Origin of the sequence: Bradyrhizobium sp. NBAIM01, from assembly GCF_020194115.1 — a bacterium.
GTDB lineage: Bacteria > Pseudomonadota > Alphaproteobacteria > Rhizobiales > Xanthobacteraceae > Bradyrhizobium > Bradyrhizobium yuanmingense.
The window spans coordinates 1164352-1177375 of record NZ_JADYVU010000001.1; the positions used below are offsets into that span (position 1 = coordinate 1164352).

Annotated in this window: 7 protein-coding genes; all 7 read right to left on the reverse strand. The window is 56.5% G+C overall.

All coding sequences use genetic code 11. From position 1 onward, the window contains the following. Positions 1-554 precede the first annotated feature (554 nt). Positions 555-1886, reverse strand: coding sequence for an aspartate aminotransferase family protein (locus I6F31_RS05150; RefSeq protein ID WP_225184919.1), 1332 nt, complete (start codon positions 1884-1886; stop codon positions 555-557). A 315-nt stretch (positions 1887-2201) separates the two neighbouring features. Then, positions 2202-2909, reverse strand: a complete 708-nt coding sequence (locus I6F31_RS05155; protein WP_225184920.1) for a hypothetical protein — start codon at positions 2907-2909, stop codon at positions 2202-2204. Positions 2910-3430: 521 nt separating this feature from the next. After that, positions 3431-4321: a crotonase/enoyl-CoA hydratase family protein gene (locus I6F31_RS05160; protein ID WP_225184921.1), complete on the reverse strand. Its 891-nt coding sequence runs from the start codon at positions 4319-4321 to the stop codon at positions 3431-3433. Between the two features lie 41 nt (positions 4322-4362). Continuing rightward, positions 4363-5625: a diaminobutyrate--2-oxoglutarate transaminase gene (ectB, locus tag I6F31_RS05165; RefSeq protein WP_225184922.1), complete on the reverse strand. Its 1263-nt coding sequence runs from the start codon at positions 5623-5625 to the stop codon at positions 4363-4365. A 907-nt stretch (positions 5626-6532) separates the two neighbouring features. Further along, the gene (locus tag I6F31_RS05170; protein WP_225184923.1) at positions 6533-8977 is read right to left on the reverse strand and encodes a CoA transferase; all 2445 of its coding nucleotides are present in this window, start codon (positions 8975-8977) and stop codon (positions 6533-6535) included. A 782-nt stretch (positions 8978-9759) separates the two neighbouring features. Further along, positions 9760-10617: an acyl-CoA thioesterase II gene (locus I6F31_RS05175; RefSeq protein WP_225184924.1), complete on the reverse strand. Its 858-nt coding sequence runs from the start codon at positions 10615-10617 to the stop codon at positions 9760-9762. 1002 nt (positions 10618-11619) lie between these two features. Next, the gene (locus I6F31_RS05185; RefSeq protein WP_225184926.1) at positions 11620-12294 is read right to left on the reverse strand and encodes an FAD-binding oxidoreductase; all 675 of its coding nucleotides are present in this window, start codon (positions 12292-12294) and stop codon (positions 11620-11622) included. Between the last annotated feature and the right edge of the window lie 730 nt (positions 12295-13024).

A 13024-nucleotide genomic window follows, 5' to 3' on the forward strand; every position in this document is an offset into this window, starting at 1 on the left:
GGCGCTGCAGTCCTCAACGGAGCTGCGAATGAGCGCCGTCTTAGGAGTGAGCTATCAAATCGCGGCCACCTCTGTAAGCAGAAGGGCGCTGCATCGTGGCATCGTCAGCTGCCAGGTCGTCCTTCGATCGGCTTGGCCCCCTGTAAGAGGGAGTTTTGCGGCGCCGTCGACCTGACTGCAGACTCATCAGATGACAAGTTGTCGTATCTGCGAGCACGCACTTTAGTGCTGCCCCAAAGTCGACGATCGTCACGTCCACGTGTTCGGTAATCAGTCCAGAGAACTCTCGCACCAACCAACGATCGCCACACTCGGAATATAGAGCTTGACGCGCTTACAGCGCCAGGACTTCGCGCGAAGCGATTCTGATCTACAAGTACGCAAGGAGCTGGATATAGTAAGGCGCCGGCCCGTGCCGTATTTCAAGCTCCAAGGAGTGATCGCTTACCCTCCAACAATTCAAACGGCAGATTGCAAACGGCGAGGTCCGCGGCAACACTTGCAAGGCGGAGCAACAATTGAGGTCGCCTTCACTGGCGCCACGAGTAGTTCTTCTATGTTTTCCAGCACACGTCATGGCTGTCTAGAAAGCCTGCAAATACCTCAACGACGAACTCAGCGTCGGCGCGAGTCATGGGTGTTGACATCGAAGCAGCAGCGCCATGCTGGAACATAATTCCGTTTTCCACAAAGAAGTCCGCAAGCTGCTTCATGAGTTTAGACGCGCTGGGCGAGGAATAGGCTTCTCGATTGTCATTCGGGGCTTCTGCCATCGGATGAATGCGAAAGAGAGAGGCGGCTCCAGTGACGCAGAGCGGCGCCCTTCGTTTTGAAATAGCTCGACCAATTCCGTCCCGAACAACACACCCAAGCTCGTCAAGATTTGCAAACGCCGCATGATCTAGATGCTTCATTGCGGCAAGACCAGCTGTTATAGACAGAGGATTGGCCGAAAATGTCCCGCCTTGCGGAAGTAGAGGTCGACCCGCTGAGGCGTCGAATACTCTCATCACTTCCTCCCGCCCTCCGATTGCCCCAATTGGTAAACCGCCGCCGATGATCTTGCCCATGGTGATGAGATCTGGAACAAGGCCATACAAGGCGGATGCTCCCCGGAAACTCTGCCGGAGGTTCAGAACCTCGTCAGCAATGACTAGAACGCCGTTCTTGCGGGCTGTATCCTGAACCGCTGCAATGAATTCAGGCTTGGGCGCAGCTAGACCACCGCGGCTTGGCATTGGATCTACAATGACTGCAGCAAGGCTGTGCCCATGAAACGACAGTAGTTGGCGTGCACTCTCGGCATCATTGAAGCGGAGCACAACGACTTCATCCAGCACGCTTGCAGGCATACCCCGATAGACCGCGGTCGACCTTGGCGCCGCGGACTCACCCCAATTATCTGGGGTGGCCGCGACACTCACCTCAGCCCAATCGTAAGCGCCATGATACGCGCCCTCGAGCTTGGCGATTTTCGAACGACCAGTGAAGGCACGCGCAGCCTTGATCGCAAACAGCACGGCCTCGGTCCCGGTGTTGACAAAGCGAACCCGCTCAACCTGCGGAATGCGGTGACAAAGTAGTTCGGCGAGCTCGATCTCGCTTTCCGTCGGATGTGCGAAACAGGTACCGCGCTCAAGCTGGCGCATCAGCGCTTCCACTACAGGCGCGAAAGCGTGGCCGTGTATCAACGTCGTAAAGTTGCCATTGAGATCCAGAAACCGGTTATCGTCGGCATCGAAGAGATAACTGCCTACTCCGCGCTCGATATAGATTGGACCCGGATTCCGCTCGATGGTCACTCGCGACGTGCCGTCAGGAAACACTCGCCGCGCACGAGCAAAGCTATCTTTGGATTTTTGCCCAACCGGCGAGATTGCCACCATATTCGAACCTCACTGGTACGCTGTTCCCGCTACTTGACTGAGATCGACCGCTCACCTTCGCCAGCCACCCTCAGCTCGCCAAATGCGATTGGCTCCGGAGCATCATTATTCCTTTAGCGAGATCTCCGCTCTTTCGTTTTAGCGACCCTTGACCAGATTAGCCGAAGAGCTCGCTGGCCTTCGAGGCCCCGACATTTCCGTCGTATGGCCCGGCCGCCGACATCTTTACCCCTTGCCAAATGTATGCGCGGAGCGTTGCTAGGCACGCGGCTAGCGCAACTTGTTGCCCTTCCTTCCAGTATGTGGTGCCGATACTCACGCTAAGGCCACCTCGCTTCCCTCGTGGCGGTTGACAAGGGATTCCAGCTCTTCACCTGTTAACCAGACAAGGAGATCGTCGGCCACAATATTCTCCTCTACGAGATGCAGCACCGATCCGCCTGGCTGACAATGCAAATGTCCGTACTGCGCAAGAACGCCTTTAGACAGTAGCCAGCGCTCTGGAAGTCCTACGAGGAAGTCGGGAGCCCACATCGAGAACGACACGCCGCGCAATACCGCGGCCATGATCTCAGGCATGCCCTGTCCTCGAAAGTCTTTGCGCAACCAAAAATCCCCGTGGTACGCTACTTTTCCAGTAATCTTCCTCGCACTTGGCGCGGTGCAGCTACAACGATCCTGAGGGTGCGCCTGTGTCGCAGGATCGGCATAGAATGCCTTCAGGGATTCAAGATGCTCTGCGAAATTGCTGTGCGAAAGATCGTACAGCCGCGCAGCCTGCACAAGCACGACTTCATTGTTCTTGTCGAGGCCCACCATCCAGTATCCCTCACCTGCTTTAATCGGCGAGCGATCTGGCCGGAACATTGGATATGTCGGTACTTTAGCTGAAAGCGTTTTTGTAATCGATACATACTTGTGAAAATCGAACCCGATCGAAAGCTTGATACCTTTCTGAGTGGCGGCTTCGTCATATCCTCGAAGGAAGCGCGAGACGTTCAAAGGATTAACTACGCGTTTCATCTGCAACTTGTCCTATTCTGATCGCCGTGTCATAGACTGAACGTCCGGTTCAGGTTATAGGCTAGTCATGGATCAGGCCACTACTAACTCCGGTGAGGACGACCGAGAACGAGCAACTGGACTTGGCACGACTAACATCAGGCGAGCTACGACATGACTTGCCGGTGCACAGGTCAATTCGAGCAACGGGCTACTGCCGATGATGTGTCAGAATCCACATCAAACTTTGCACTTTGATCACTCAGCATGCGTGAGATCAATGACATTCGAGCGTTGGAAAGATAGTGGCTGCAAGACCATCCTTAGCCGAGCATACAAACCTTTCCGGACGCGTACTGTTTCGCGAAGGCGGCGCGTGACTCCAGCTGAACACGAAGACAATCAATCGCGGGCTCGCAGCTCCAAGCGCCCCTAAGCTTCAATTCAAGCCGTGTGTCACTCAATATTTGGACCGTTTTGTTCAAGCGCGACGCAAGGTGGTCGGGAGCAGTCGCTATAGCCGAACAACGAAAGATCAATGGTTATCGGTACTCCCGCTCAGTCCACCAGGGAAAGAAGTCCGGCAGATCGGCCGGCACCCTGTCTTTGAACACTGCCGGCCGCTTTTCCAGGAACGCCATAATGCCTTCCTTAGCGTCGTCGGAGCGGCCGCGCGAATACATGCTGCGGCTTTCGATCTTATGGGCTTCCATAGGATCATCGGCCCCCAACATGCGCCACATCAGCTGACGGATCATCGTGATCGATACTGGAGAGGTCTTGTCCACGATCTCGTGAGCGAGGGCACGGGCGGTCGGCAACAGTCGATCAGGACGCACGATCTTGCTAATCAGGCGACCGGCAAGCGCTTCCTTCGCCGTAAATATCCGCCCCGTGTAAGACCACTCGAGTGCCTGCGCTATGCCGACCACCCGAGGCAAAAACCAACTGGAGGCTCCCTCCGACACTAAGCCACGTTGGGAGAACACAAGACCAAAGCGCGCGGCGTCGGACGCGATCCGAATGTCCATCGCAAGCTGCATGGTGACGCCCATGCCGACCGCGGGCCCATTCACAGCAGCGATCACAGGCTTGAGGCACCTGAAGATCCGCATAGCAATTTTGCCGCCTCCGTCGCTGACTGAGGGATCGCTGTAATCCACTCTGCCATCGGGCAACCGTTTCACCGGCCCGCGCCGCACGTCACGATCGAACGTATCGGCGCCTAGGGAAAGGTCGGCGCCAGCGCAAAAGGCGCGACCTTCGCCGGTCACAATGATCGCGAGGACGTCATTGTGTCCGTCGGCACGGTCAAAGGCATCTACAATTTCTCGCTCCATAAGGGAGTTGAACGCGTTGAGTTTCTCCGGCCGATTCAACGTAATTGTGAGGATTTGCTCGGCAACCTCATACTTGATCGTCTCGTACACCATAGCATTTTCTTTCACCTGTTGGAGGGCCAAGTCTGGACCAGTCACGATTGCCTCGTCTGTTCCAGCGCTTCGTCCAATGAATGCTCGAATATCTCAAGACCGTCATTCAGTGTTTCAGAGTCGATCGTGAGTGCGGGCAGGAATTTAATAACCTGATCGACAGGTCCACATCGTTCGACAATCAATCCTTTTTCAAATGCCTTGCGTGCTGTAGTTACCGCAAGTTCTGGCACTCCACAATCAAACCCCAACGCCATTCCGCGCCCTCGAACCGAAAATCTGTTTCCATACTGGGCCGCTATGGCCTCGAGTCGATGGCGCATAACTTCTCCCGTTCGCTGAACTCCATGTGAGAAGGTATCGTCCCGCCAGTAAAGATCTAGTGCTGCCGTTGCAGATACGAGCGCCAAGTTGTTTCCTCGAAATGTGCCCGTGTGCTCGCCTGGTTGCCACGCGTCAAACTCCTCCTTGATCAACAACAGGGATAAGGGCAAACCGTAGCCGCTCAGCGATTTCGATAAGACAACGATATCTGGCGACAACTCAGCGAACTCGAAGCTAAAGAACTCGCCTGTGCGACCACAGCCCATCTGGATGTCGTCAACTATGAACAGCGCGCCCGCGTTCTTCGCGATAGTTTGGATAGACTGCAGCCACTCCTTGCGGGCGACGTTTATGCCGCCTTCACCCTGAACGGTTTCGAGAAGAATGGCGGCTGGATAATCAACGCCACTGCTCTCGTCTGTCAGCAATTTTTGCAAATATTCCGCTGCATCAACGTCCGGCCCTAGGTAACCATCGTAAGGCATGAAAGTTACGCCTGACAAGGAGACGCCGCTAGCTTTGCGATAATAGCGATTTCCGCTCGCGGCAATCGCTCCTAAGCTCATACCGTGATAGCCATTCGTGAAAGAGATTATATTCTGCCGTCCTGTGACTTTGCGTGAGAGCTTTATTGCTGCCTCGATAGCATTGGCGCCGGTTGGCCCCGTAAATTGGAAGCGGTATTGCAGATCCCGTCTCCGAAGTATGACAGAATTAAAAGCCTCAATGAACTCGAGCTTCGCAGGAGTGGCCATGTCTAGGCCGTGGATTACGGCATCTGATGCCAGATAGTCGGTAATGGCAGCTTTGAGCCGATGATTGTTATGGCCGTAATTGAGGGTTCCAGCACCGCAGAGGAAGTCGACGACCTTTCGGCCATCCTCCGTTAGCATGATTGAGCCGCACGCTCGGCAGAAAATGGCCGGGAACGAACGTGAATACGTGCGCACGCGGGATTCCAGCGCGTCCAACGTTTCCATGTTGCGTGACTCGCCTGTCGCTCTAGCCATGTGTCACCCTCCGACGAGCGAGACGAATGGGCAGGCCTAACTCAGCACGATCACGCTTTCTGGCGGCCTTCCTCCCCGCTTAATAACCTGCCACGCGGGAACAACGAAGCTACCAGTACTTGTAGGGGCGCTGTCGGCAAAGCCAGCGTGACCTGTCGTTTAGCGGACGCTATCAAGTCCGAGAATTGGACTATCTTCATGATAATGAGTTCGGATGTCGCGAGCGGTTAGTAGTGCCATGCGAGCTGACCAACTAAGGTGCAGCAGCTCCTCTGGCAATAAGATCGTCAGAGTTGATACCCATGTGTGAATTCATGGTTGTAACCGCGGGCGCGTTATCCCCTGAGGGGCCGGGCTTGCGACTCCAGGCGCCGCCTTTATATGAACAATGCCCTGAGTTTCTGAGATACCTCCAATCTCAGTTGCTCGAGCACCAAAGGTCGACGCCGCAAGGCACCTCATCTATACGCATGCGCTCGCGCAACAACCTGCATTGGCGCAGATAAGACTGCGTCTTGTGTCACCACCGATGTTCCCGGGCGGGCGGCCACTCATGTCCTTGCTCGGGCCTTGCATTTCGTTCAGGCGCGAGGGATTGATCCGAAGCGCTTCGGCGGTCGAGCAAACGGCCTCTTGTGCATCAGCACGGCTCAAGTGCTCCTCGGCGGAGCTTTTCCAAGTTGGGCGGTGTCACCCATTGCCGGCCATCTTTTCCCAGTATCGGCGGTTCATCGAGATATCACTCTCTGGCAGCCCTATTCCGATAGCAACAACGTGCGAGCAGCATACAAAACGGCATTTGCAGAATACGGGTATCGTGGACGACCGCTCCAGCAAGCGCAAGTGTTTGGTCAGTCGTGAACTTCACGCAACCCTCTCAATTCAAGGTGTGTTCAGCATTTGGGCGTTCCGCCTCGGACAGCATGGACGTACCGATGATGTGATCCCTCTCCAATTGCTCGATCTCCGCATCGGAGAGCCCGAGAATCCCTGATAATACTTCTACGTTATGTTGTCCGAGGGTCGGCGCCGCTGTGCGCACTGGATAGGGGGTCACGTTCTCACGAATTGGCATCGAAGGCTGCGGGTGCAATCCTACGAAGGCGCGGTGCACTTCCTGCAAAAATGCGCGCGAGCCGAGATGCGGGTTCTTAAGCATATCAATTGGCAGGCGGGCGGTGCCGGCCGCAACCCTTACCGCCTGCAACTCAAACATGGCCTGATCCGCGTCGCGGGCGAGGGTCCAGGCCTCGATACCTTTCTCGATATCACCCTCAATGGCTCGGCGGGCTTGGGGCAACTTCAGAGACGCGTCCTTGGCCCAGTCGGGTCGGCCAATAAGGGTGGCGAGCCTCTGCCACATGGCCGCGTCCGTAGCGGCTACTATAATCCAGTTGTCCTCACCCGCGCATCGGAAACAGCCGTGTGGAACGTGCTGTGGATGCCGATTTCCATATTTGGGTGGCGGCATACCATCGAACGAGTGAACCGTGATCCATGGGGCTAGGAACGGCATCATGCAGTCGATTTGCGCCAGATCAATGAATTGGCCTTGCCCGGTCTTGCGGGCGTGAATCAACGCAACCAGAACTGCAGCGCAGCCGTTCAACCCGCCAACGGGATCGCCAAAAGCGATGTGGCTCATGACTGGCGGTCCACCGGCGGCTCCGATTACGCCAGGAAGCCCTGAGCCCTGCTCAAGAGTCGAACCGTATGCCCGGCAGTCGCGATGGACGCTATTCGTGCCAAAGGCCGACATTGACATTAGGACCAGCCGAGGGTTGAGGGTCCTGAGCACGTCGTAGCCAAGCCCCAGCTTCGGCAGCACGTTGACTGAATAATTGCCGACGGCAATATCGGCTAGTGCCAACAACCGCTTCGCAAGGGCTAGGCCTTCCGTACGCTTCAGATCGAGCGTCACACCGCGCTTGTTGCGGTTCATCATGCAGAAGCACGGCGCCCTTTCGTACATCCGATTTTCCAGGTAGCCAGCGGGCTTATCAACGCCGCGCCACCAATCCGGATATTGGATCGCCTCGATCTTGATCACATCCGCACCAAGGTCAGCCAGTGTGCGCGTACATAATGGTCCTGCCCAGCCCATCGTGAAGTCCACCACGCGCACCCCTTGCAAAGGCAACTGGTACGACTCGGCACAACCCCGCAATGATCGCGGAATGCTCGGCTCGGCTGGTGGTACATCAGCATGGCGCTGTTGTTCGCCCACCCCCGGAACCGGCCCTCCCGCACGTGGCGGTGTCAATGTCAGCCGTTGCATCGAGCCGACGGTCCTTCCCACCTCATCGCCAAGGCGAACGCGCACGATTGCACCGCTGGCTATCTTTTCTGCATCCTGGAGCAAATCCGAGACTTGGGGCACCGGAACGATTGGGAGTCTGCGTTTCAGCCCTTCCGAAAACCACTCCTGCGCTGTCCGCGTCTTCAGCCTCGGAATGAACTGTCGATCGATACGATCCATGTGTTGCAGACGACCTTCGTTAGAGGCGAGATCTGGATGATCGCGCAGGTCAAAGAGGCCAAGCATTTCGCAGAATCCGTGCCACTGTTTTGGAGTTACCGTTGAAACGCCGAGCCAACCTTCTTTTGTATCATAAATGCCGACAGGGAAGTTCGGCCAGAAGCGATTAACGCCGATCCGGCGCGTCACGTGGCCGCGCGCAAACGCGTCGAACATCAGATACTCGGTCGGAGCGAGGATCGCTTCGAAAGTGCTGAGTGACCACGACCGCCCCGCCCCAACCTGCATTCGCGCAATCGCCGAAGAAGCCGCCGCGATGAAACCCCATAGACCGGCCAAGATACCCGCCTGAAAATCCGGTGCGTGCGAGGGCGGGCCTTCGGCCGGCCCGACCAGCTTTACGAGACCGGCTAGTGCGCGCACCGTAGAATCAGTCGCGGCAAATCTCGCATACGGCCCCTCGCCGCCGAACCAACTGGCTTGAAGATAGATCAAGCCGGCGCGTCGTTCCCGGATGGCACCAATATCAACGGCCGGGCAGTCAGCAGCATCAACATCGCGTCCGTCGATCAGAATGTCGCATTCTTCAATCAATGCCGTCAGCCGTGTCATCGCATCTGGGGCAGTGGGATCAATAATAACGCTCGACTTGTTGAAATTCAGAAATGCAAACCATGCGCTCTGCCCACCAGGTGTAAGTGGCGCGCTTCGGCGAAGTGGATCACCTGCCGGCGGCTCGACCTTCTGAACATCGGCGCCGAAATCAGCAAACAACCGCGCGCAGTAGCTGGTCCCGGCCGCGCTACCGATTTCGACGACCCGCAGATCGGATAAGACTTCCATCGAGGACTCTATTTCCAAATCATGGTGATAATTCGAACGTCGTGGGCGGGGGCTGACCATGAGCGCGGCCTAGCCTATGTTTACTGATGTGAGAACCACTGACCGCCCCCTAGACACGAACGACTACCGCTAGATGTGGGATCAATGACGTTCCCGATCCTGAGCAGACTGTCACTGCGTCTCAGGCTGATGGATCTCAGCCACCTTTCTTCCAGTAGACACCTCGCTCTCTAATCAGCCACGAGCTCTATCTCATCAGAAAGCGCACTGCCGAGTGGGTGAACTTTCTCGCGCATACTCAATGGTTCGCGAAACTGACTAAACCACTGGCTTCATCACCCGGACAGCTACCAAATCAGGTAGAGTTGAGGGCGCAAGGAGCGCATGGGAATCGCGCCAGCTACATCGGCTTCGAAATAGATTTCGGTTAGCTGCTCACGTCAACCGATATCACAGGTCCGTGTTCCCGCCGCAGCCCGGTTGTCCTTTACATCTCGCGGGGTTGGGAAGAGCGCGATGCCGCCGGCGATCTACGGCGCACACCGTGCCACTTTGCGAGTAACCACTGTCTGCTTCAGCTTTCGCAAGCACACCAAAGGCAGGCTCGTTCCTGACGCGCGTGACGTTGCTGGACGCATCGCGTTTCGTATAGCTGCGTCGCCAAGAGCATGGCTGCGCTTCAGCTGCCTGAACACACCCTCAAACATAGCCGTCTTCAACAGACCGGCCTCTCGCTGCCAAACGTGTAACGACGAGGTTTGTCAGCGACGATCAGTGTTTGCTCAGGTAGGGGAAGGTCGCTCGCGAACTGATCCTTCCTGGGCTACGGATGCCACCAGCGTGCCGTCGGGCTTAAAGATCAGTCCTCGCGTAATGCCACGACCACCCTGCGCACTCGGAGAATCATGCGCGTAAAGCAGCCAGTCGTCCGCTCGGAACGCCCGATGGAACCACATCGCATGATCGAGGCTTGCAGGTATCATCCGCCTGTCGAACGGCTTGCGGCCATAACGCGCGGTGACCGCGTCAAGTAACGAGTAGTCGGAGGCATAGGCCAGGGCGCATATATGCAGCATCGGATCGTCCGGCAGCTTCATGGCGGTCCTTATCCAGAGATGGATGCGGCCATCGTCAAACTTCTGGCCGAAGTAACGTCCTGTCTCGGCCATGAGTAACTCAATCCCATAATAGCGGCGGATGAATTCAGGCGTCTCCACAAACATGGGTTGATTGTCCGGTTCCTCCAATGCGAGCTTTTCCAGCGGCGGCACGTCTGGCATCTTGTCCTGATGATCGAATGCGCCCTGTTCTTGAGCTTGAAGCGACACCATAATGGAAAATATCGCGTCACAGCGCTGGATTGCTGTAACGCGTCGGCTCGAATAGCTCTTGCCATCGCGCAGAGCTTCAACCAGGTAGGTGATCGGCACCTGCGGATCGCCGGCTTTAAGAAAATAGCTGTGTAGCGAATGCGGTAACCGGCCTTTCGCAGTGCGGCATGCCGCGATCATGGCTTGCCCGATCAGCTGGCCGCCGAACAGCCGTTGCGAGCGGGTATCTGGAAGGTTGCCGTAAAATACATTCAGATCGAGCTGTTCGAGATCGAAGATAGCAGGGAGGTCGATTAGGGTCTTGGACATTGCCGGACTTCTCTTCTCTGCTCATTCCAAGCGCTGCACCGCCATGCCGCGGGTCTACCAGATCGTGGTTATCGCTAATCCTTCACCAATGTTCAGCAATCGGCGGTGCCGAAATACATGTAAAGAACCTCACTTGACCAGATGCTTTGCCCCACGCCCGCGGAATACTTATGAACTAATGACGGTCTATTGAGGTCTTCAGCCGGAGAACTTTGCCGGACAATAAGTGGCATGTGGCATGAAGGCTTTCACGAGTGTTCGTTTTGTGGGTGTTTGGGTCGCTTGGTATAAGTGGCGTTGGGAATTGATGCGACTGCACAGTGGCGGCCGAGCCATATGGGACACGAGCAACGATGCGCGAAACCGCTCCCAAATGATCCCAATCGTTGCGCTATTCATCGAGAGGCTATACCCTTGTCGGACCATCTCCAAGCTGTCCCGCGCAAGCTAAGATAAGCACTTTGTTCATTGCCGCTCCCGAGCGTGACGAATACGCCCTGCTTCAGAATGTTATTCGGATCGAGTGCGCGTTTTAGCGTACGCATCGCTCTGATTTCCTCTTGCGTCGGCTGACATTTAGGTATGGCCGCTTCAGGATGCCGATACCGTGTTCAGCCGAAATTGAAGTTCTCCGGTAATCCGATGAACAAGCTTTTTCGAAATCCTCCCGCCTGTCAGGCGTGTGTTCGTGATGCAGTTCTAGGCGCAGGTTACCATCAGCCCCGTGACCCAAAATGATCGCGAACGTACGGGCGTCGATCGCTTTGATGCGCGCACGAACCAGCTTCGCATACTCATCCATACGCTCGTTAGGAAGACTGACCTCGAAGCCGATACGTGCGGCATAGGGACGGTTCGAGCAGGTTCGAGCGAGGAATCGCGGATACGCCACATCGCTGCTGCAGATGCCTCGAGTTTGAGAGCGTCGCGTAGAGCATCATGTTTTCGCCTATCGCGGTCTCAAGCAGCTTCTCGAGATCGGCATGAATTCTGGCATCGTCGTTACCGGAAGCTTCGAGCAGGACATACGAAGGGGTGATGGGTTGGCAGCGGCCCGACCATGCCGTTTACGCGCTCGACGGTCAGGCGGGAGTACTCATTCCACATGGCCTCGAATGCGGTGAGTTCTCCACCGAGACGTTGACGCGCTATGCCCAGGAATGAAGAGACTTTCGCAAACGACTCCAGGGCGCACAACATCAATTTCTGCTCAGTAGGTGCTGGAACCATGCGCAGCGCCGCTCGCGTCACTACACCAAGAATGCCTTCGCTGCCGATAAAACGTTGCTTCAGGTCGATCCCTGTGTTGTTTCTGACGTACTTGCGCAGGCCAGTTCCGTCGGCCGTAACGGCTTCGAGGCCGAGTATCAAGTCGCGCGCCATGCCATAGGGAATTACACGGTTACCGCCAGCATTGGTCGAAATGTTGACACCGATGGTGCAGCTACTCCGTGCGCCCAGATCAAGCGGGAAAATGTGGCCTTCCTGTTCGACACGCTCCTGGATCCTTTGCAGCGGCGCTCCCGCTTGCACAATGGTGGGACGGACGACCGCAAGCGGTTTGGCAACCGCCTCACCCGTAAGGTCGTGATAATAGCGCTCGTCGATGTCGGCGTCGGTCAGCACCGACGCCTGATCAAGCATCCCGCGCAGTTCCTCAATGAAGCCGTGAGACATGTCACCTCACGTAACGTTTCCAGTGAAGCGATACTTGCGATTTCTATCGCATTGAACTGCTAAAGTCGGTAGTTGCAGGGAAGCGACGCAACGTTCAGTCAAAGCTCAATTTGCGAGATGGTTTAGGCGCGTTGGGGTGGGTACCAGGGGGTCGCTTTTAGCTGCCCGCACACTGTACCGCTCGAGCCTGCACATCGAATTCAAATTCCATTAGCGTTGGAGCCTCTGAGATTCGGCGCGAGCGAGTTGCTGATGTCCAGCCTGACCGCGCGCCCGCACTCGCCTCGGCCACCGGGCGACCTCGGCGCGGGGACAAACGTCCGCTCACCCCAACTTCCTGAGGACACTCAGCACCTGGCTCGCTTAGTCCAGTGTCCTCAGGCCCAACAGTCTTCGAGTCCAAAGGCGATCAGGAAGCCACGTTCTCGGGTTCGCGCTGTGGATGGCGAGCCATTGACATGAATGTCGATCGCACCTTGCGGCGCAATCCCATCCAGCCCTCCGCTTGCGCGCTCATACACGGGAGCGAATTCTTGCGTCAAGTCGGCAAAATCGATCTGGGATCCGGCCGAGCCAGCCGATTGGAAGCCGCTCGCTTCCCAACGCGGAGCACTGGCGTGACGGCGCGGCGACAGGCAACCAGAAAACCGGATCGCCGAGGATCGCTCGTCCACAATCCGGCATTTCCTTAACGCTGAACGCCGACGCAGTCTTTGTCGATGTCTCCCGG